This is a genomic window from Sphingomonas adhaesiva, assembly GCF_036946305.1.
In the GTDB taxonomy this organism is placed as follows: domain Bacteria; phylum Pseudomonadota; class Alphaproteobacteria; order Sphingomonadales; family Sphingomonadaceae; genus Sphingomonas; species Sphingomonas adhaesiva_B.
Genome location: NZ_JAQIJJ010000006.1, coordinates 260,353 through 280,722 on the forward strand (window position 1 = coordinate 260,353; position 20,370 = coordinate 280,722).

22 protein-coding genes are annotated in these 20,370 nt (G+C 69.5%); 12 read left to right on the top strand and 10 right to left on the bottom strand.

Features of this window, described 5'->3' with window-relative positions:
* Nucleotides 1-28: 28 nt before the first annotated feature.
* The 5 genes from PGN14_RS11845 (at nt 29) to PGN14_RS11865 (ending at nt 5,265) form a co-directional block, all read left to right on the top strand.
* Nucleotides 29-1,564: a class I adenylate-forming enzyme family protein gene (locus PGN14_RS11845; RefSeq protein WP_335299716.1), complete on the top strand. Its 1,536-nt coding sequence runs from the start codon at nt 29-31 to the stop codon at nt 1,562-1,564.
* 106 nt (nt 1,565-1,670) lie between these two features.
* Nucleotides 1,671-2,459 (top strand): thioesterase family protein, encoded by a 789-nt coding sequence (locus tag PGN14_RS11850; protein WP_335299717.1) that lies wholly within the window; start codon nt 1,671-1,673, stop codon nt 2,457-2,459.
* A gap of 117 nt (nt 2,460-2,576) precedes the next feature.
* A complete protein-coding gene (locus tag PGN14_RS11855) occupies nt 2,577-3,029 on the top strand; it encodes a ca2+ sensor protein (RefSeq protein WP_335299718.1) in 453 nt (150 codons plus the stop codon).
* A gap of 185 nt (nt 3,030-3,214) precedes the next feature.
* Entirely contained in the window at nt 3,215-3,937 is a 723-nt protein-coding gene (locus tag PGN14_RS11860; protein ID WP_335299719.1) for a response regulator, read from the top strand.
* 41 nt (nt 3,938-3,978) lie between these two features.
* Nucleotides 3,979-5,265 (top strand): sensor histidine kinase, encoded by a 1,287-nt coding sequence (locus PGN14_RS11865; RefSeq protein ID WP_335299793.1) that lies wholly within the window; start codon nt 3,979-3,981, stop codon nt 5,263-5,265.
* Nucleotides 5,266-5,534: 269 nt separating this feature from the next.
* Here the strand turns inward: PGN14_RS11865 and PGN14_RS11870 are convergent, their stop codons facing one another.
* Nucleotides 5,535-6,005 (bottom strand): NUDIX domain-containing protein, encoded by a 471-nt coding sequence (locus PGN14_RS11870; protein WP_335299720.1) that lies wholly within the window; start codon nt 6,003-6,005, stop codon nt 5,535-5,537.
* A gap of 71 nt (nt 6,006-6,076) precedes the next feature.
* On the opposite strand from PGN14_RS11870, the gene dcd reads away from it, so the two are divergent.
* Complete coding sequence (gene dcd, locus PGN14_RS11875) at nt 6,077-6,631, top strand: dCTP deaminase (RefSeq protein ID WP_335299721.1); 555 nt, start codon at nt 6,077-6,079, stop codon at nt 6,629-6,631.
* Nucleotides 6,632-6,966: 335 nt separating this feature from the next.
* On the opposite strand, the gene PGN14_RS11880 is transcribed toward dcd, so the two are convergent.
* The 5 genes from PGN14_RS11880 to PGN14_RS11900 all read right to left on the bottom strand — a co-directional run bounded on the left by PGN14_RS11880 (nt 6,967) and on the right by PGN14_RS11900 (nt 10,109).
* On the bottom strand, nt 6,967-7,317 hold the full coding sequence (locus PGN14_RS11880; protein WP_335299722.1) for a tetratricopeptide repeat protein: 351 nt from the start codon (nt 7,315-7,317) through the stop codon (nt 6,967-6,969).
* Nucleotides 7,318-7,529: 212 nt separating this feature from the next.
* Nucleotides 7,530-7,958 carry an ExbD/TolR family protein gene (locus tag PGN14_RS11885; protein WP_335299723.1) on the bottom strand — a complete coding sequence of 143 codons (429 nt, stop codon included), beginning with the start codon at nt 7,956-7,958 and terminating at the stop codon, nt 7,530-7,532.
* Between the two features lie 23 nt (nt 7,959-7,981).
* On the bottom strand, nt 7,982-8,467 hold the full coding sequence (locus PGN14_RS11890) for an ExbD/TolR family protein (RefSeq protein WP_335299724.1): 486 nt from the start codon (nt 8,465-8,467) through the stop codon (nt 7,982-7,984).
* A gap of 111 nt (nt 8,468-8,578) precedes the next feature.
* Nucleotides 8,579-9,379, bottom strand: a complete 801-nt coding sequence (locus PGN14_RS11895; RefSeq protein WP_335299725.1) for a MotA/TolQ/ExbB proton channel family protein — start codon at nt 9,377-9,379, stop codon at nt 8,579-8,581.
* 61 nt (nt 9,380-9,440) lie between these two features.
* The gene (locus tag PGN14_RS11900) at nt 9,441-10,109 is read right to left on the bottom strand and encodes an energy transducer TonB (RefSeq protein WP_335299726.1); all 669 of its coding nucleotides are present in this window, start codon (nt 10,107-10,109) and stop codon (nt 9,441-9,443) included.
* 225 nt (nt 10,110-10,334) lie between these two features.
* On the opposite strand from PGN14_RS11900, the gene PGN14_RS11905 reads away from it, so the two are divergent.
* Complete coding sequence (locus tag PGN14_RS11905) at nt 10,335-11,291, top strand: hypothetical protein (RefSeq protein WP_335299727.1); 957 nt, start codon at nt 10,335-10,337, stop codon at nt 11,289-11,291.
* On the opposite strand, the gene PGN14_RS11910 is transcribed toward PGN14_RS11905, so the two are convergent.
* Nucleotides 11,266-11,640, bottom strand: a complete 375-nt coding sequence (locus PGN14_RS11910) for a dihydroneopterin aldolase (RefSeq protein ID WP_335299728.1) — start codon at nt 11,638-11,640, stop codon at nt 11,266-11,268. The two genes, PGN14_RS11905 and PGN14_RS11910, sit on opposite strands and share 26 nt — an antisense overlap.
* Nucleotides 11,637-12,269 carry a glutathione S-transferase family protein gene (locus tag PGN14_RS11915; protein ID WP_335299729.1) on the bottom strand — a complete coding sequence of 211 codons (633 nt, stop codon included), beginning with the start codon at nt 12,267-12,269 and terminating at the stop codon, nt 11,637-11,639. The genes PGN14_RS11910 and PGN14_RS11915 overlap by 4 nt, the downstream gene beginning before the upstream one ends.
* Nucleotides 12,270-12,418: 149 nt before the next feature.
* Here PGN14_RS11915 and PGN14_RS11920 point away from each other — a divergent pair, with 149 nt between their 5' ends.
* Genes PGN14_RS11920 through PGN14_RS11935 form a run of 4 tightly spaced genes read left to right on the top strand, consistent with a single transcriptional unit; the run spans nt 12,419 to nt 15,330 of the window.
* Complete coding sequence (locus PGN14_RS11920; protein ID WP_335299730.1) at nt 12,419-12,925, top strand: GNAT family N-acetyltransferase; 507 nt, start codon at nt 12,419-12,421, stop codon at nt 12,923-12,925.
* Between the two features lie 52 nt (nt 12,926-12,977).
* The gene (locus PGN14_RS11925; protein ID WP_335299731.1) at nt 12,978-13,559 is read left to right on the top strand and encodes a DUF1285 domain-containing protein; all 582 of its coding nucleotides are present in this window, start codon (nt 12,978-12,980) and stop codon (nt 13,557-13,559) included.
* Nucleotides 13,556-14,143 (top strand): CoA pyrophosphatase, encoded by a 588-nt coding sequence (locus PGN14_RS11930; RefSeq protein ID WP_335299732.1) that lies wholly within the window; start codon nt 13,556-13,558, stop codon nt 14,141-14,143. Before PGN14_RS11925 ends, PGN14_RS11930 begins: the two co-directional genes overlap by 4 nt.
* Nucleotides 14,131-15,330, top strand: a complete 1,200-nt coding sequence (locus PGN14_RS11935) for a CCA tRNA nucleotidyltransferase (RefSeq protein WP_335299733.1) — start codon at nt 14,131-14,133, stop codon at nt 15,328-15,330. The genes PGN14_RS11930 and PGN14_RS11935 overlap by 13 nt, the downstream gene beginning before the upstream one ends.
* Here the strand turns inward: PGN14_RS11935 and PGN14_RS11940 are convergent.
* A complete protein-coding gene (locus PGN14_RS11940) occupies nt 15,300-16,937 on the bottom strand; it encodes a putative bifunctional diguanylate cyclase/phosphodiesterase (RefSeq protein WP_335299734.1) in 1,638 nt (545 codons plus the stop codon). The two genes, PGN14_RS11935 and PGN14_RS11940, sit on opposite strands and share 31 nt — an antisense overlap.
* Nucleotides 16,938-17,071: 134 nt before the next feature.
* The gene (gene parC, locus PGN14_RS11945) at nt 17,072-19,321 is read right to left on the bottom strand and encodes a DNA topoisomerase IV subunit A (RefSeq protein WP_335299735.1); all 2,250 of its coding nucleotides are present in this window, start codon (nt 19,319-19,321) and stop codon (nt 17,072-17,074) included.
* An 81-nt stretch (nt 19,322-19,402) separates the two neighbouring features.
* Between parC and PGN14_RS11950 the strand changes: the two genes are divergently transcribed.
* The gene (locus PGN14_RS11950; RefSeq protein WP_335299736.1) at nt 19,403-20,311 is read left to right on the top strand and encodes an alpha/beta hydrolase; all 909 of its coding nucleotides are present in this window, start codon (nt 19,403-19,405) and stop codon (nt 20,309-20,311) included.
* The last annotated feature ends 59 nt before the right edge of the window (nt 20,312-20,370 follow it).

Sequence of the window (20,370 nt, forward strand, 5' to 3'; positions counted from 1 at the left end):
CGATCCGCTTCGCCTAGCCGTAGCCGCCATGACGACCGCCCCCTCACCCCACCCCAGCGATCCGTTCGGGACGCTGCCGGACCTCATCCGCGCCCATGCCCGCCGCGCACCGGACGCGCTGGCGATCGCGGATGACGACACGCGGGTGGATTACCGCACGCTCGACCGCCTGATGGATCGCGTCGCAGCGGCGCTGCAACGTGACGGCACGCGCCAGCGGCAGGCGGTGGCGTCGGTGTCCTATCCCTGCGTGGCGCAGGCGGTAACGTTCCTGGGCACGCTGCGCGCCGGCTCGATCGCCGCGCCGATCCAGCCGTCCGCCACCCCGGAGCAGATCGCCGGGATGATCGCGGACAGCGGCGCCGATATCGTCTTCCTCGACGCCGCCAATGCCGAGGCGCTGCGCGGACAGACGATCGCGGCGCGTGTCGTCATGCTGGAGGAACTGGAGGCGTGGCTCGCGCCCGACGGCGCCACGCCCGCCCCGGTCGAGATCGCGCCCGAGGACGGGTTCAACATCATCTATTCGTCGGGCACCACCGGCGTGCCCAAGGGCATCGTCCAGAGCCACCAGATGCGCTGGCAGCATCTGTCGCGCAATACGGCCGCCGGGTTCGACACCGCGGTGACGCTGTTGGCGACCCCGCTCTATTCGAACACGACGTTGGTCAGCTTCCTGCCGACGCTCGCCTGGGGCGGCGCGGTGGTGCTGATGAAGAAGTTCGACGCGCACCGCTATCTGGAGCTGGCGGAGCGATATCGCGCCACCCACACCATGCTGGTCCCGGTCCAATATCAGCGCATCATGGCACTGCCCGACTTCGACCGCTTCGACCTGTCGGCGTTTCGCTTCAAGACCTGCACCTCCGCGCCGTTCAAGGCCGCCTTGAAGGCGGACGTGGTCGCGCGCTGGCCCGGGCTGCTGGTCGAATATTACGGCATGACCGAGGGCGGCGGCAGCTGCGCGCTCAACGCCACCGAGTTTCCCGACAAGCTTCACACCGTCGGCCGGCCGCTGCCGGACCACGACATCCGCCTGATCGACGACGACGGCAAGGAGGTGGCGCCGGGCGAAACGGGCGAGATCGTCGGCCGCTCGGCGGCGATGATGAACGGCTATCACGGCCGGGCGCAGGCGACCGCGGACGCGACGTGGCATTCGCCCGAGGGCGAGCGCTTCATCCGCCACGGCGATGTCGGCCGCTTCGACGAGGATGGCTTCCTGATCCTGATGGATCGCAAGAAGGACATGATCATCTCGGGCGGGTTCAACATCTACCCGTCCGATCTGGAGGCGGTGCTCGCTCAGCACCCCGATGTCGCGGATTGCACCGTCGTCGGCGTGGCAAGCGAGGAATGGGGCGAGACGCCGGTCGGCTTCTACGTCCCCCGCCCCGGCGCCGCGGCGGAGGCGGAGGCGATCCGCGCCGAAACGAACGCGAAACTGGGCAAGACGCAGCGGCTCGCCGCGCTCTACGTCGCGGACGAGCTGCCGCGCAGCGCGATCGGCAAGGTGCTGAAACGCGAGCTGCGCGACCGGCTGGCTGCGGGGGAGTTCGCGTAACTCCCGTCACCCCGGCCTTGAGCCGGGGTCCCGCTTACTCTCCACCCGCGCAGAAAAGCGGGATCCCGGCTCAGTCCGGGGTGACGATCAGATCGAAGGGGCCAAGATGACCACCAGCCTGAAGCAAATCCTCGACGCGATGACCCGGCAGCCGGACGGCGCCGGCTGGACGGGCCATATCCCCGACGACTGGTTGCAGGGCCGCACCTCCTATGGCGGCCTGTCCGCCGCGATCGCGCTCCACGCCGCGATGCAGTCGGAGCCGGACCTGCCGCCCTTGCGCTCCGCGCAGGTCAGCTTCGTCGGCCCGCTCGCCGGCCCGGTCACGGTGAAGACCGAACGACTGCGGCGCGGCAAGAACGCCGCCTTCATCCAGGCCGATGTGGTCGGCGAGAACGGGCTGGGCACCCGCGCCACCTTCGTCTTCATGCGCGCGATCGACAGCGAGATCGACCGCGAGGACACGCCCGCCCCGGACTTTCCCAAGCCCGGTCCCGACGACAAGACGTTCCTGGGCAACCCGCACGTCGCCTTCACCCAGCGGTTCGAGTTCCTCGACCGTCGCGAGGGGCCGAACCTGAAGCCCGCCGAGTGGCTGCGCTGGACCCGGCTCAACGATCGCGACGGACTGGACCCGATGGTGGAGCTGGTCGCGGTGGCCGACTGCCTGCCGCCCGCGGCGCTGCGCATTCTGGGGCGCAACGTGCCGATGAGCTCGCTCACCTGGATCCTCAACGTGCTGGGGCCGGAGCCGGCGACCACCGACGGCTGGTGGCTGCTGCGGTCCGACGCCGATTATGCGCGCGCGGGCAGTTCCTCGCAGGTGATGGGGGTATGGAATGCGGACGGCGTGAAGGTGGCGGAGCAGATGCAGTCGGTCGCGATCTTCGGCTGATACGTTTCGCGACAATTGCGGGCGCGCGGCGACACATGCCCGCGACAGTCGATCAGTAGAAGCGGCGTCATGCGGCGGGGCCGACCCGCCGCGCTCCCTTTGAAGGACCGTCACGCCATGAAGACCCCGATCCTCGCCGCCGCTCTGGGCGCGCTGTTGCTCTCCGGCGCCGCTGCTGCACAGACCCCGCCCCCGCCCCGCCCCGACGCCGACCGCATCGTCACGCGGCAGGACGCCGCGGCGGAGGCCGATCGCCGCTTTGCCGAGATGGACACCAATCGCGACGGCAAGATTTCGTCCGACGAGCGTCGCGCCTTCCACGACGCGCGCCGCGCCGAGCGCGAGGCGCGTCGCGGTCACCGCGGCGGCAAGGATCGCGAATGGACGCAGGCGCAATTTCGCGAGCGTGCGATGAAGCGCTTCGACCGCATCGACACCAACCACGACGGCCGCATCGACGCGCAGGAGCGCGAAGCCGCGCGGATGCTGATGCGGGCGCGCCGCGTGGGTCACAACGGCGACGGGCCGATGGCCCCGATGCCGCCGGCCCCGGCTGACGCGAAACGGTAAGCGAGACGAGGGCAACCGACCCTGCCCCGTCCACACCGTCACCCCGGACCTGTTCCGGGGTCCAGGGTTCCGCGCGCCTCGCCATCGTTGGGTGCGCGGAACCCTGGATGCCGGGACAAGCCCGGCATGACGGCGAAAGACAGCCCCCTTCACCACAGGCCGAAGCTATGCCAAGCCACGACGATATGGGCGATATCCCCCACCTGCTGCTGGTCGACGACGAACGCTCGATCCGCGAGCCGCTCGCCGCCTATCTGACGCGACAGGGCTTTCGCGTGACGCAGGCGGCGGATGCCGAATCGGCGCGGACGCGGATGGCGGCCTATGCGATCGACCTCGTCGTCCTCGACATCATGATGCCGGGTGAGGACGGGCTGTCGCTGTGCCGCCACATCCGCGCGCATGGCGACACCCCCGTCATCCTGCTGACCGCGAAGAGCGAGGAAACCGACCGGATCGTCGGGTTGGAGATGGGCGCGGACGATTATGTCGTGAAGCCTTTCTCCCCGCGAGAGCTGGCGGCGCGGATCAAGACCGTGCTGCGCCGTGCGAGCGGCCCTGGCGGGGTGCGCCACCATGCGCCCGACAGCGGCTCCTATGCCTTTGCCGGCTGGGTATTGAAGACGGGCGAGCGCGCGCTGGTCGATCGCGGCGGCGTGTCGGTGCCGCTCTCGACGGGCGAGTATAATCTGCTGCTGGCGCTGGTGCAGCGGCCGCGACAGGTGCTGACCCGCGACCAGCTGCTCGACCTGACGCAGGGGCGCGAGGCGGCGGCGTTCGACCGCGCGATCGACAATCAGGTCAGCCGCCTGCGCCGCAAGATCGAGGCCGATCCCAAGACCCCGGAGATCATCAAGACGGTGTGGGGCGGCGGCTATGCGCTGTCGACCGACGTGACCCGCTTGTGAGGTCGCGTCGCCTGCCCTGGCCGCGCAGCCTGGCGGGGCAGATGGCGCTGCTGGTCGCGCTGGCGCTGTTCGCCGCGCAGGCGATCAACCTGGGGCTGATCCTGCGCGATCGTGCCGCCTTTCGCGTTGCGCAGGCGACCCGTCCGGTCGCGGTGCGGATCGCGGATGCGCTGGACCGCGAACAGGCCGGGCGCCCGCTGCTGCCCGATCACGGCCGCGTCCGCGCGCTGTCGGTCAGCCCGATCACCGCACGGATGCAGGCGCGCCCCGATCTGGCGGCCGAACTCGCCACGCAACTCGACGAACAGGGCGTGGCGCAGCGCCGTGTCCAGGTCGCGATCGCGCGGATCGACCAATGGCCCGGGCGACTCGGCCGCCGTCGCGCGCGCGGCGTCGATGAGGTGATCGTCACCGCGGTCCAGCAACCGGACGGCCGCTGGCTGGTGATGACCGCGCCCTGGGCGCGCAGCGATGTGCGGCTGTTCTGGCGGCTGCTGGCGCAGACGCTGATCCTTTATGGCGTCGTGCTGCTGCCGGTGCTGTGGGTGGCGCGGCGTATCTCGCGCCCGCTGCGCGAGCTGGCCGGCGCGGCGCGTGACTATGCCCCCGGCGATGCTACGGCGCCTCTGCCGCTGCACGGGCCGCCTGATGTGCAGGACGTCACCGCCGCGTTCAACGCGCTGCGGCTGCGCGTCGGTGCGATGCTGGAGGAGAAGGATCGCATGCTCGGCGCGATCGGGCACGATCTGCGCACCCCGCTGGCGGCGCTGCGCGTGCGGATCGAATCGGTCGAGGACGAGCATGACCGCGCGCGCATGGCGGACACGATCGGCGAGATGAACCGCACGCTCGACGACATCCTGTCGCTCGCGCGGCTGGGACGGCCGAGCGAGCCCGCGACCGACGTCGACGTCGCGGCGCTGGTCGATGCGGTGGTGGAGGATTTCCGCGATCTGGGCGCGGACGTGCGCTTCGATGAAACGGCACGGCTGACGATGCGGCTGCGCCCGTCGCTGACCCGGCGCGCGGTGCGGAACCTGATCGAGAATGCGGTGAAATACGCCGGCAGCGCGGAGGTGTCGGTCACGCCGCTGGACCGGGCGGTGGCGATCACGGTCGCCGATCGCGGCCCGGGCATCCCGACCGAGCGACTCGACGACGTGTTCGATCCCTTCACCCGGCTGGAGACGTCGCGCAACCGCGATACCGGCGGGATCGGCCTCGGCCTCGCGCTGGCCCGCGCGATCGTGCGCGAGGCGCGCGGCGACATCACCCTCGCCGCGCGCGAGGGCGGCGGGCTGGAGGCGATGATCGTGCTGCCGCGATAGCGCGCGAATGTGTGCGCCGGTATGTCGCGCGTCGAATCATCGGCTCTGCCTGTTAGGGTGAACAGCCAGTCGACATCGGGTTCCTCCCTCGTTCCCGACTGCGAGACCTCTGCAAAACATGCCCTTGTTCCCCGGCGGAGGCCGGGGTCCAGTCGCGAGCGGTGGCAGCATCTTGCGAGCCGATCGTTACTGGACCCTGGCCTCCGCCGGGAAACAGAAGGGATTTGGACGCTTGCCGCGGTTTCGCCTGCGCGGACATCACGCACGGCCTACCAGGCCGTGGAGCGCACCCGTTCCCCGCGCCACTCCTCGATCCGCCGACGCGTCGCCACCGAGGTGGAATCGGGCAGCGCTTCCGGCGCGACGAAGCGCGCCTCGATGATCTCGCGCGCATCGGGCATGGGCGTGTCGGCGGTGCGCGCGGTGAAGAGGTGGACGGTATCGCGCCGTCCCTCGCTGCGTGACTCGTAGCAGGCGACCGCCGTCACCTGCTCCAGCCGGCACGCCACCTCCTCCGCCAGTTCCCGGATCGCGGCATCGTGCGGCGTCTCGCCGCGCCCCACGCCCCCACCGGGCAGCATGAACAGGTCGCTCCGCCCATAGCCGTGGCGCACCAGCAGCACGCGCCCGGCGGCATCGAACACCATCACCTTCACCCCGCGCGTCCGCCAGCGCAGCAGCGCCATCGCGTGACTCCGCAGCGGGTGGATCAGCGACAGGATCGGACGCGGGATCGCCATGCCGCCATGCTAACGCTTGCGCCCCGCCGCGTCGCGCGCGAAAGCGGCGGCGACGTCCAGGGGGTGCCGCCATGTCCATTCTGTCCGATCGCTGGATTCGCGAGCGCGCGCGTGCCGATGCGATGATCGAGCCGTTCGTCGAGGCGCAACGCCGCGACGGCTGCATCAGCTACGGCCTGTCCAGCTACGGATATGACGCACGCGTCGCCGACGAGTTCAAGATCTTCACCAATGTCGACAATGCGCTGGTCGATCCGAAGGATTTCGCCGCCAACAGCTTCGTCGACCGCAAGACCGACGTGTGCATCATCCCGCCCAACAGCTTCGCGCTGGCGCGGACGGTCGAATATTTCCGCGTGCCGCGCGACGTGCTGGTGATCTGCCTGGGCAAGTCGACCTATGCGCGCTGCGGGATCATCGTCAACGTCACCCCGCTGGAACCCGGCTGGGAAGGACATGTGACGCTGGAATTCTCCAACACCACCCCGCTCCCCGCCAAAATCTATGCCAACGAAGGCGCCTGCCAGTTCCTGTTCCTCCAGGGCAACGAGCCCTGCGAGGTCAGCTATTCGGATCGCGCGGGGAAGTATATGGGCCAGCTAGGGGTGACACTGCCGCGGCTGTAATCACGACATGCCGAGTCGGGGACACGCCGTCCCCGCCACGCATCGCCTGAACTAGAGACTGGATCCACCCGGTTCGGCAGACGATGGTCAGCCGTGACCGGCATGCGTCACGGGAAATTACGTTCGCCACATTCGAGGACGAACGACACCGCCCAAGACACGGGTTTCGCCGCACACCTCTGCTTACTATTCACGAGGCTCGGCAGCTACGTCGGCCTGCATCCCGACGGCATGGCCCGCCGCCCGCAATAGAACGCGACACCACCGACCTTCATGCACCGTAACAGCGAACCGGAGGCAACGACGTCACAGTCGTTGCCCATCCATCACACCGGTCAGCGCGATGCCATCGTCGCCGCCAGCCGTGCCATGCCGCGCTGCGCGACCGTGTGCGACGAGGCGACGCTGCCGTCTGGAAGGTCCAGCGCGACCGGCTGGCGCGCCATCACCTCGCCGTAGAGCACGCGCGCCTCGGCGGCGCGGCCGGTCCGGGCGAACACCGCCGCCTGGTTCAGCATCAATTCGGGGCGGTCGGGGAAGATCGCGCGCTCCTGCGCCAGCGTCGCCTGCGCCTGGGCGAAGTCGCCGGCGGCGATCGCACGATAGCCGGTACGATCCTTGGCCGCCGCGGGGACCGCGACCATCGCCGCTGCCGCCACCATCGCCGTCGCGATCATCGTCCGCATCCCATCCTCCTGTCGTCAACCTCCGCCCAACGCATCGGTTACGGTTTTGTGACATGAAGGTGTCACTTTTGCGACATCGGAGCAAGCGCGAACATGTCATCGAACTGAAACATCTCGCGCATCGCGGGCACGAAAAAGGGCGGCCCCGAAAGACCGCCCGTTCGTTCTTCCGTCACCCGCAGCGCCGGCGTTCCCCGCCGGCGATGCGCGGCTTAGAAGTCGCGGTAATATTGCTCGTTGCCGACGAAGCCGAGCTTGGTCACGTTGGACCGCTTGATCTCCGCCAGCGTCTGGTCGACCACCTCGTAGCGGGTCGCCGGATCGGGCTGGAACTGCAGTTCCGGCTCCGGGTTCATCGCCGCCGACTGGTCCAGATACTGGCGCAGCAGCGTCGGGTTCACCGGCGTACCGTTCCAGGTGACGTTCCCCGCCACGTCGATCGCGATCTTGTTCTTGATCGGGTCGACCGGCGGCTTCACCGCGTTCGGGTCGTTGACCGGCAGGTCCACCTTCACCGCGTGCGTCTGGATCGGGATGGTGATGATGAACATGATGAGCAGCACGAGCATGACGTCGATCAGCGGCGTCGTGTTCATGTCCATCATCGGCTCGCCGTCGTCGCGGCCTGCACTCATTGCCATGTCAGAATACTCCTAGATGGCCGTCAGAGACGGGTCGCGTCTTCGCCGGGGGGCGGTTCGGAGATGAAGCCGACCTTGGCGAAGCCTGCCATCTGCATGTTGTAGATCGCACCCGCGACGCAGCGCCACGGTACGTTCACGTCCGCGCGCACATGCGCCTCGGGCAGTTCCAGGTCCGGATTGCCCACGCCGCCCTGGCGCTCGATCTCGGTCTTCAGCTTGGCGACCGCACGGTCCAGCAATTCCTGGTGCGTCACCTTGGTGAGGCCCCAGTACACCTGGCAGGTGCCGTCGGACGCCGCGTTGATCGAGAGCGAGACGTTCTCGGGTTTCGTCGTGGTCGGGTCGAAGCGCACGCTCGGCAGCTTCAGCTTCACCGTCTGCACCACGACCGGCACCGCGATCAGGAAGATGATGAGGAGCACCAGCATGACGTCCACGAGGGGCGTCGTGTTGATGTCCGACATCGGTTTTTCGTCAGTGGCGTCGCCGCCAACGCTCATCGCCATGGATCAGGCTTTCCTATTCCTTCGTCCCGCCGCCGTGCCCCGTTGTGGGGGCGTGAGCGGCGGCAGGGTGATCGACGGGGCGGCCGCCGCGGCCGCCCCGCATGACCCGGATTACGAGCGGGTCTGGACGCCGCCCGTCTGGCCCGCGGTGGTGGTCGCCGCCGCCGGCTTCACCGGCGCCTTCGGTGCCGCGCCGCCCGCGATCGTCGGCTTCACCGCACCGTTCGAGGCGAGGAAGCCCAGCACGTCGTTGGAGAAGGCCGACAGGTCCTCGGCGATCGCCTTGTTGCGACGCTGCAGCCAGTTGTAGGCCAGCACCGCCGGAACGGCGACGACCAGGCCGAGCGCGGTCATGATGAGCGCCTCACCGACCGGACCGGCGACCGCGTCGATCGACGCCTGACCCGCCGCGCCGATCTTGATGAGCGCGCGGTAGATGCCGATAACCGTACCGAACAGGCCGATGAACGGCGAGGTCGCGCCCACCGTCGCCAGGAAGGCGAGACCGCCGCCCAGCTTCGAGTTGATCGCGGCTTCCGACCGCGCCAGCGAGCCGTGCAGCCAGTCATGTGCCTCGACCGGATCGGTCAGCTTCGAATGCTGCTCCTGCGCCGCCAGGCCATCGTCGACCAGCTGCTTGTACGCCGAGTTCTTCTCCAGCTTCGCCGAGCCTTCGCGCAGCGAGGTGCTGTTCCAGAAGTTGGCGCGGACGCGCTTCGCCTGGTTGATGATCTTCTGCTGCTCGAACAGCTTCGAGAACAGGATGTAGAAGCTGATGATCGACATCAGCACCAGGATCCCGAACACGGTCTGCGAGATCAGGCCGCCCTCGCGGAGCGCCGGGATCAGGCCATACGGATTGTCGCCCTTGGCCGCGGCCGGCGCCGCTGCGGCGAGAATGGTGGTGAGCATTAGGGTCTAGTCCTCTGACTGGATAAGTTGGTTCGTATCGTTCGATTCAGGTACGCAGCGATCAGTTCTGCGGCAGCTTCCAGACCACGCGGCGCGACTGCGTCGTGGCGATCGGATTGCCTGCCGCATCGACTGCCGGCGAGTAGCGCGCCCGGCGCTGGAGCGCCCGGCAGGCTGCCTGGTCGAGAGCGGACGAACCACTCGACGACGTCACGCGGCAATTTTCGACGCGACCCTGGGTATTGATGGTCCAGGTGATCGCGGTGGTGCCTTCCTCTTCCGCACGGATCGAGCTGGGCGGATAATCGTCCTGCGTGATCCAGTCGGCCGGGTTGCCCTTCGCACCCGCAGCCTTGCTGACCACCGGCGGAGCCGGGGGAGCGGGAGGCGGCGCGGGCGGTGCGACGACGGGCGACGGCACGAAGACCGGCGGCGGCGTCGGCACCGTGGCGATCACCACGGGCGGCGGGTTCGGGTTCTGCACGATCGGCGGCGGCGACACGACCGGCGGCGGCGTCATCGGGACGTCCGGCGGCGGGGGCGGCGGCTCATCGGGCGGCGGGGGCGGCGGCTCTTCCACGTCGAACGTGTTCAGCTTCTCGACCTGCTTCTTGACGAAGTTGGTCGCGAGGCCGGTCACGAAGGCATAGCCGAGAGCGACGTGGATCAGCGCGACGATCACCAGCGCGCCGATCTTGCCTCCGCTCATCTTCTGGTCAGAATAGGCCATTCAGCAACGAAACTCCCTCATCCTGCGGCCCTTGGGGTGGTCGGATCGAAAACCCGACCGGGTTGTTTACCTTTCCGTAGCGCCCATCGGGTAGGCCACAGACCGGCGAGTCCTATCGCGCACCCTTTGGCGACGCAAACGCTTTGTCGGGCGCAACAAACGTACAATCGAACAGCGACAGATTTATTTCTGTATCGTTCATCACCGTTGACGTAGGCGACCGCCATGACCTCACTCGGCTTTCCGACCGCGATGCGTTTTTTCTCGCTGCCCGCACGGGGCTTGCTTCCCGCCGCCCTGCTGGCCGTCACGCCGCTTCCCGTTTCGGCACAACGGGCGCCGGCGGTTCCCGCCGCCGCGATCGCCGCGCCGGACTATGCCGAGGTCGCCGACCTGGTGCTGCAAAGCCCGATGGTGGTGGATGCCACGATCCGCTCTGCCGCGCGGATCAAGGGCGCTGAAGCTGCCGGGGTCGCGCCCGGCCACACGCGCTTCTATGTCGAGGGCGACGTGATCGCGCTGGTACGCGGCACCGGCGCGATTCCCGCCCGGGTCGGCTGGCTGGTCGACGTGCCCCCCGACTGGCGCGGGCGCACCCCCAATCTGAAGAAGCAGCGCGTGCTCGCCTTCGCCCGCCCCGTGGCGGGGCGCCCCGACCAGCTCCAGCTGGTCACTCCCGAGGCGCAGCGCAGCTGGTCCCCGCCGCTCGAATCGCTCGCGCGCCGCATCGCGCAGGAGGCCGCCGCGCCCGACGCGCCGCCGGTCGTCACCGGCGTGCGCAACGCCTTCCACGTCCCCGGCGCGCTGCCCGGCGAAGGCGAGACGCAGATCTTCCTGACGACCGAGGGCGACCGCCCCGCCGCCTTGTCGATCCTGCGCCGCCCGGGCGAGCAGCCGCGCTGGTCGGTGGCGCTGAGCGAGATCATCGACGACAGCGCCGCCGCGCCCGCGCGCGACACGTTGCTATGGTATCGACTCGCCTGCGCGCTCCCCCCTGCCCTGCCCGAGCGGAGCACCGCCGCGCTGTCGCCCGAGGATGCGCAGGTCGCCCGCGAGGATTATGGCGTGGTCATGGCGGCACTGGGATCGTGCCGAAACGGGACAGATGCCGCCGTCCCGCCCGCACTTTCTGGCAACGGTGTCAGCGCGGGCAGCGTCAGCGGCGGTGGCGCACCAATGTGATCCCGATCGCCTCGCCCTCTTCGGCGATGGCGAGCTTGACGATCTTCACCTTGACCCGGCGCACGCGGCGGTCCTGCAGGAACAGCGTCTCGGCGATGTGATCGCCCACCGCCTCGATCAGCGTGAAATGCCCCGCGGTCGCCAGCGCCGCAGTCGCGGCATGTTTCAGGTCGAGATAATTCTTGGACGCGGACAAGGGCGTGTCCGGCGCGAACCGCGCGGGCGCCTCCAGCAGCACCGTGAGCGAGATGCGCAGCGGCTGCGGCAGGTGCGTCTCCTCCGAATAGATGCCGGTGAGCACCTGGACGACGAGGTCGTGGACCTCCAGCTCCAGCGTATCCGCGCTCATGCCTGCGCACTCGGGCGCGCGCTGGCCGCGGCATGCCAGCGGCGCAGATGCGCCGCCTCGTCCGGCACCGTCAGCTTGGCCGCGCGCGCGAAGTCGATCGTGGTCAGCGCCATGATGTCGGCAAAGGAATAGCGATCGTCCGCCAGCCACTCGCTGCCCGCGAGTCGCGCGTCCAGCATGTCGACGAACCCCGCCCAACGGGTGTGGGCGCGCTCCGCCAGCGCGGGGATCTGCGCGATCGCGGGACCGGCGCCGGGCAGGCCGCGGTCGGCGAAGGCGGGGCTGGCGTTGCGCAGCGCCTCGACCGCGGCGGCATAGCCCGTTTCCTCGACGCGACGCGTCCATTCCTCCACCCGCGCGATCTCCACCGGGCGCGTGCCGAACAGCGGCGGATCCGGATGCAGCGCCTCGAAGAAGCGACAGATCGCGACCGATTCGGTCAGCACCTCGCCATCGTCGAGCATCAGGGCGGGCACCACCCCGCGCGGGACGATCGCGAGATAGTCCGCCTCCAGATGCTCGCCGCGCCGCAGGTCGATGGAGACGCGCGCCACGTCGATGCGCTTCTCGGCGAGAAAGATGCGCACCCGCCGCGGGCTGGGCGCCCAGGCGGCATCGTACAATTTCATGACGGTCGTTCCGGTCGATTGCGGGTTCCTCCAGCTAGGCGCGCCGCACGATGCTGGCAACCGTGGCACGCGCGCCATTGTCAGCCCTGGTCGCTGCCCCTAAAGCGCGCGCGCCCCGGCGCGGTCGCTCGCGGGCGCCGGGGGATGCAATGGACGGATTGGTGCCGATCGACACGGTGGCGCACGACGCGGTGGAGCGGCTGCTCGACCGTGCCTTCGGCCCCGATCGGCACGCGCGCACCGCCTATCGTCTGCGCGAGGGGACGGTGGCGATCCCCGCGCTCAGCTTCGCCGCGGTCGAGGAGCGGCGGCTGCTGGGGACGATCCAGTGCTGGCCGGTGCGCTTCGCCGGCGACGACGGGCGCACGGTCCCGCTGGTGATGGTCGGCCCGGTCGCGGTGGAGCCGGACCGGCAGCAGGGCGGGCTGGGCCGGCGGCTGACCGCGGCGACGCTGGCAGCGGCCGATGCGCAGGGACTGTCGCTGATGCTGATCGGCGATCCGGAATATTACGGCCGCTTCTTCGGCTTCACCGGCGAGGCGACCGCGCTGTGGCGCCTGCCCGGTCCGGTCGAGCGGCACCGCCTGCTCGCGCGCGGCCCCGCGGTGCCACAAGGCGCGGGGGCGATCGAGCCGCGGGTGACGGCGACCGCCTGACCCCGGCCTGCCATCCCTTTACCTGCCGGCATCGCCTCCCTAACTGGCGGACATGCCGATGGCGCCGCCCCCCGATTTCGACACGCTGACCGTCGCGGACATCGCGCGGCTGGCCGACAGCGACCGCCTGCCCCCGGTCGAGCGCTGGCACCCCGATCATTGCGGCGACAGCGAGATGCGGATCGCGCGCGACGGCACCTGGTTCCACCAGGGGTCGCCGATCGGCCGCGCCGCGATGGTGCGCGCGTTCAGCCGCATCCTGCGGCGCGAACCCGATGGCGGCTATGTCCTGGTCACCCCGGTCGAGAAGCTGGACATCGTGGTAGAGGACGCCCCCTTCGTCGCGGTGGAGATGAAGGTTGAGGGCGAAGGGCGCGACGCCACCCTCGCCTTCCGCCTCAACACCGGCGAGATGGTGACCGCCTCGGCTGACCATCCGCTGCGGTTCGCGGAGCATGACGACGGCCCGCACCCCTATGTCCATGTCCGCGGCGGGCTGGAGGCGCTGGTGACGCGCGCGCTCTATTACGAACTGGCCGAGCGCGCGCTGGCGGACGCAGGCGAGTCGACCGCATCCGGGCCGCCGGGGGTGTGGAGCGCGGGCACCTTCTTCCCGCTCGCCCCTGCCGAATGACGCTGGCGGAGCGGCTGGCCGCCGCGCTGGTATCGCAGCACGAAACCGCGCTGCTGACCGGCGACAACGACTTCCTTCCCCCCCACGAAACGCTGGCCGCCGCCGCGGTGCTGGTGCCGATCACCGATCGCGCGCGCCCCGGCGTGATCCTGACCCAGCGTACCGAGACGCTGCGCAAGCACGCCGGGCAGGTCGCCTTCCCCGGTGGGCGGATCGATCCCGGCGAGGATGCGGTCGCCGCCGCCCTGCGCGAGGCGGACGAGGAGATCGCGCTGCCCCCTTCCGCGGTGGAGGTGATCGGCGCGTCGGACCGCTATCGAACCGGCACGGGGTTCAGCATCACACCGATCGTCGGGGTCGTGCCGCCCGATCTGGTGCTGCGCCCCAGCGAGGCGGAGGTGGCCAGCGTGTTCGAGGTGCCGCTCGACTTCCTGCTCGACAGCGCCAACCACCGCCGCGCCTCCGCGATGTGGCAGGGGCAGGAACGCTTCTATTACGAGATGCTGTGGGAGGATCGCCGCATCTGGGGCGCGACCGCGGGGATGATCGTCAACCTGTCGCGGCGGCTGCGATGGGCGGCGTGACGACGCTGCCCGCGGCGGCGTGGCGCGATCGTCCGGGGCTGGCGCGGCTGGCGGCGGCGCTGGATGCGGCGGGCGGGCATGCGCGCTACGTCGGCGGTGCGGTGCGCGACACCTTCCTACAACTGGACGTCGCCGACATCGACATCGCCACCACGCACCGCCCCGAAGAGGTCGTGCGCCGGCTGGCGGCGGCGGGGATCAAGGCGATCCCGACCGGCATCGCGCACGGCACCGTCACCGCGGTGAGCGAGGGCACGGTGGTCGAGGTCACCACGCTGCGCCGCGACGTCGAGACCGACGGGCGGCACGCCATCGTCGCCTTCACCGACGAATGGCGCGAGGATGCCGCGCGGCGCGATTTCACGATGAACGCGCTCTATGCGGATCCGGTCACGGGCGAGGTCTTCGACTATTTCGACGGACTGGCCGACCTGCACGCGGGGCGCGTCCGCTTCATCGGCGATCCCTATCGCCGGATCGCGGAAGATCACCTGCGTATCCTGCGCTTCTTCCGCTTCCATGCGCGCTTCGGCGCGGCGATCGATGCCGAGGGGCTGGCGGCGTGCATCGCGCGCGCCAACGACCTGATGGCGCTCAGCCGCGAACGGATCGCGGCGGAACTGCTCAAGCTGCTGGTGGCGCGTGAGGCGGTCGCGGTGGTCCGGTTGATGCACGACAACGGGCTGTTCCGCCCCGTCCTGCCGGAGGTGGAGGCCGCCGGCGTCGCCCGGCTGGCGGCGCTGGCGACGCGCGAGGCCGCGGCAGGCGTGGCACCGGACGCGATCCGCCGTCTCGCGGCACTGGTCGCGCCGGGCACCGCGGAGGCGGTCGGCGCGCGGCTGAAATTGTCCAACGCCGACCGCAAGCGGCTGGCGCAGGCGGATGCCGGGGCTGGCGGCGAGGGTGCGCGCGCGCTCGCCTATCGCGTCGGCGCGATGGTGGCGCTCGATCGATTGCTGCTGGCGGGTGCGGATCCCGCCCCCATCCTCGGCTGGACGCCGCCGGCACTGCCGATCGGCGGCGGCGCGCTGGTCGCGCGCGGTATCGCCAAGGGGCCGGATGTCGCGCGCACGCTGCGCCGGATCGAGGATCGCTGGATCGCGGAGGGTTTCCCCGATGCCGCCCGTGTGGAACGAATCGCGGACGAGGAAGCGGATCAGCTGTTGCGTTCGACCAGGAACGCATAGGCCGCCTCGGCATCGAGCGGCCGGGCATAGGCATAGCCCTGCCCGTAGTTGCACCCCAGCGCCGCCAGCGTCTGGCCGACGTCGAGTGCCTCGATCCCCTCGGCGACGGTCTCCATCCCCAGCGCCTGCGCGAGGCTGAGGATCGCGCGGACGATCGCCACCTTGTCGCGGTCCTGCAACAGCCCGGTGACGAAGCTGCGGTCGATCTTCAGGATGTCGATCGGCAGCCGCTGGAGCGAGGCGAGGTTGGAGAAGCCGGTGCCGAAATCGTCCATCGCGATCGACGCGCCCAGTTCCTTCAGCCCCATCAGCACGCGCGTGACGCGATCGGGATCGGCGATGATCGCGCTTTCGGTCAGTTCCAGCTTCAGTCGCTCGCCCGGCAGATCGGCGGCGTCGAGCGCATGACGCACCGCCTGCGGGATGTTGTCGCGCTGGAGCTGGATCGCCGACAGGTTGACCGCCACGGTCACGCCCTGCCCCTGATTACCGAAACGGGCATCCCATTGCGCCAGCGTTCGCGTCGCGGTGTCGAGCGCCCAGCGCCCCAGCGGCACGATCAGCCCCGATTCCTCGGCCACCTGGATGAATCGCGCGGGATCGTGCCGCCGGCCGCTTTCGTCGGTCCAGCGCGACAGCGCCTCGAACCCGCTCACCCGTCCCGTCGCCAGATTACAGATCGGCTGGAAGACCAGCGACAATTGGTCGTTCTCGATCGCGCGGCGCAGCGCGGTTTCCATCGCAAATTCCTCGCGCGCCGAATCGAGCGAGTGGATGTGATATGCCTCCGCGACCTTGGAGGATTTCGACTTCTTCATCGCCACCTGCGCGTGGCGGATCACGTCCTCGGCATCCTCGACCGATTCGTCGCCGAAGGCGATGCCGATCGCGCAGGAGATGCGGATCTCGTAGTCGCTGAGTCGGAACGGCGTCGACAGTACGTCGCGGATGCGACGCGCGACCTGGTCGGCTTCCTGCGATTCCTGATCGATCGACAGCAACACGCCGAATTCGTCACCGCCGGTGCGCGCCAGCACGTCGCGCATGCGCAGCGCGCCCTTGATCCGTCGCGCCACGGTAATGAGCAATTCGTCGCCCGCCAGCGACCCGAGGCAGGCGTTGAAGCGGCTGAACCGCTCCAGATCGATCATCAGCACCGCCCAGCGACACGCGCCCTGCGCGATCATCGCCTCCAGCGAATCGGTGAAGCCACCGCGATTGGGCAGGCCGGTCAGGCTGTCGGTCGCCATTTCGCGGCGCAGCGTGTCCTCGGTGCGGACCTCGGCGGTCTGGTCCACGAAAGACACCATGCAGGTGGGTTCGCTGCGGTGGACCATCCGGCTGAACACGACGCGATAATGCCGTCGCTCGACCGCGGCGCCCGCCTGCCAGTCACGCTCCAGCCGCGTCTCGCCCGAACGCAGGAAGGCGAGCGCGGCATCCGCCAGCCCGGCCTCGCCCTCCAGCGCGGCCAGCGCGAAGGGGCGGTTGGCGACTTCCCACACCAGCCGACCGGCAATGCAGCGTGCGATCGCCAGCGGAATGGGGATGAGTTCGAGCGCCCCCTCGCTGGCGGACAGCCCCGGTGCGACCACGATCGGTCGCATGGGGCGTGCCGCCCGTACTGTCGATCCGGTCCTCATGCCCGGCCGGTTCTACGGCGCAAGCGTTAAGAGCGCCTTACGCAAACCTTTTCGACCTCGTACAGAAGCGCGCCCGGGAGTAAGAAATCGCGCCCCGGCTAGAAGCGGTTGTCGCGCGGGAAACCGGTCGGCGGCATCCGCCCCGCGGCACCGCGCGCGGTGCGCCACGGCGTCAGATCGGCCTCCACGCGCGTGCGTCCACTGCCCCCGCCCATTGCCCAGCTGAGCCCGTCTGCGAACACCAGCGTGCGCGCATCCGCCAGCCCGCCGTCGCGATAGCGCTGCAACTGCACCCCCTGCCCGCGCGTCATCTCGGGTAGTTCCGCCAGCGGGAAGATCGCCAGCTTGCGATTGTCGCCGATCACCGCGACATAATCGTCGCCCGGCGCGACCGCGCGCACGACGGTCAGCTTCGCGCCCGTGCGCGGGGTCATCACCGTCTTGCCCTTGCGCGTTTCCGCCAGCACCTCCGCGGTCGGCACGATGAAGCCGCGCCCGTCGCTCGCCGCGACCAGCAGCTTGTCCGCCGCACCGGCGCGCAGCAGCGCCACCACGCCGGTGCCGCCGTCCAGATCGATCGTCGCGCCCACCGGCTCGCCGAACCCGCGCCCGCCCGGCAATTTGTCCGCCGCCAGCGTATAGAAGCGCCCGTTGGCGGCGGCGAGCAACAGCTTGTCGGTGGTATGCGCGTGGAAGGCGAAGGCGGGGCCGTCGCCCTCCTTGAACTTCAGCGTTTCCTGCGCTGAAAGATCGACATGCCCCTTCATCGCGCGGATCCAGCCGCGCTGCGACAGGATGACGGTGACCGGCTCGCGCTCGATCATCGCCTCCAGCGGGATGTCGCGCGCCGCCGCGCGCTCCTCGATCCGCGTGCGCCGCGCGCCCAGCGCGGTTTCGGCACCGTAGCGGTCGCGGACTTTGGCGAAATCCTTCTTCAGCCGCGTGCGCTGCTTCTGCTCGGAGGCCAGCAGCGCGGTCAGCGTCGCCTGCTCCTTCTCCAGCGCGTCGCGCTCGCGCGTCAGCTCCATCTCCTCCAGCTTGCGCAGGGAGCGCAGCCGCATGTTGAGGATCGCTTCGGCCTGACGATCGGTCAGCTGGAACTCGGCGATCATCACCGCCTTGGGTTCGTCCTCGGTCCGGATGATCTCGATCACGCGATCGAGATTGAGGAAGGCGATGATGTACCCGCCGACCAATTCCAGCCGGTCCGCGATCTTGCCCAGCCGGTGCTCGGTACGGCGGCGCAGCACCACGAACTGGTGCGCGACCCAGGCCGACAGCGCCTCGTGCAGCGACATGACGCGCGGCGTGCGGTCCTTGTCGAGCACGTTGAGGTTCAGCGGCACGCGCGTTTCGAGGTCCGACAGGCGGAACAGCCCGTCCATCAGCACGCCGGCATCGACCGTGCGGCTGCGCGGCTCCAGCACGATGCGGATCTTCTCATCCGATTCGTCGCGCACGTCGGCCAGAATGGGGAGCTTCTTGTCCTCGATCAGCGCGGCGAGCTGCTCGATCAGCTTCCCCTTGGCGACGCCATAGGGGATTTCGCTGACGATCAGGTGCCACCCGCCGCCCTTCTCGCTCACCTTCTCGATCGCGGCGCGCACGCGAAACGCGCCGCGCCCGGTCGTATAGGCCTCGCGGATGATCGCGGGCGCATCCACCACCATCCCGCCGGTGGGGAAATCCGGCCCCTTCACATAGGCGAGCGGGTCCGCCGCGGGATCATCCACCAGCGCGATCGCGGCGTCGAGCAGCTCGGCGGCATTGTGCGGCGGCACGCTGGTCGCCATGCCGACCGCGATCCCGCTCGCACCATTGGCCAGCAGGTTGGGGAAGGCGCCCGGAAACAGCTCCGGCTCCTGCTCCTCGCCATTGTAGGTGGGGCGGAACTCGGTCGCATCCTCGTCCAGCCCGTCCATCAGGTCGATCGCGACCTGCGTCAGCCGTGCCTCGGTATAGCGATAGGCGGCGGCATTATCGCCGTCGATATTGCCGAAATTGCCCTGCCCGTCGACCAGCGGGTAGCGCAGCGAAAACGTCTGCGCCAACCGCACCATCGCGTCATAGACCGACTGGTCGCCATGCGGATGATATTTGCCGATCACGTCGCCGACGACGCGCGCGCATTTCTTGTAGCCCTGCGACGGATCCAGCCGCAGCAGCCGCATCGCCCAGAGCAGCCGGCGATGCACCGGCTTCAGCCCGTCGCGCACGTCGGGCAGCGACCGCGCAGTGATCGTCGAGAGCGCATAGACGAGGTAGCGCTCGCTCAACGCACTGTCGAACGGCGCATCGAACACGCCCACGGGCGGGTTGTCGGGAAAGTCGGTCAGGTCGGTGGCCATGATGTTCCCCGTGCGTACCAGCCGCGACGGGGTTCGTTAAGGGGGTGTGGTGCGGATCGCATCATGCTTATGGCATCGGGCATGACGTCGCTTCCTGTTCGCCTCGCGATCGCGCTTGCCGCAACGCTGATCCCCGCCGCATCCTGCGCCACCATGACCGCCTCTCCGCTGATGACCTGGCCCGATCTGACCAGGCGCCCGCATCCCGAACCCGACGCCACGATCGCCTATGGCACCGACCCGATGCAGAAGGTCGACCTGTGGCTGCCCAAGGGCCGCGGACCGCATCACGTGGTGGTGATGGTGCATGGCGGCTGCTGGCAGACGGAGATCGCCGACCGCCGCCTGATGGACTGGATCGCCGACGACCTGCGCCGGCACGGCGTCGCGGTGTGGAACATCGACTATCGCGGCGTGGATCGCGCCGGCGGCGGCTATCCCGGCACGTTCCACGACGTCGCGCGCGCGGCGGACCAGCTGCTGGTGTCGGCCAAACGCTATCATCTCGACACGCGCCACGTCGCCGCGGTGGGGCATTCCGCGGGCGGTCATCTCGCGCTCTGGCTGGCGGCGCGCGCGAGGCTGCCGGCGGACAGCCCGCTGCGCACCCCGCGCCCGTTGCGGATCGATCATGTGGTCAGCCTGGGCGGGCTACCCGATCTGGAGGCGACCGCCGCCAGTCCCGACAATGGCTGCGGCACCGCGGTGGTCGCGCGGCTGGTCGGCACCGGCCGTACCGATCCCTATGCCGATACGTCGGTGCCGCGGCTGCTGCCGCTCGGCGTGCCGCAGGCGCTGGTCAACGGGCGCGAGGATCATATCATCCCCTATCGCATGGCGACCGACTATGTCGCCCGCGCCACTGCCATGGGTGACAAGGCGACGCTCCACACCGTGCCCGCCACCGGCCATGTCGAACTGATCGCGCCCGAGAGCCCCGCCTGGGCCACGGCCCGGGCGCTGCTGCTGGCCGGACCGCCGCGCCAGTGATGCGACGACGCCCGACTGAGCGAAAGTCCTAAACTTCCCCGCTTCCCGTCTGATGGTTG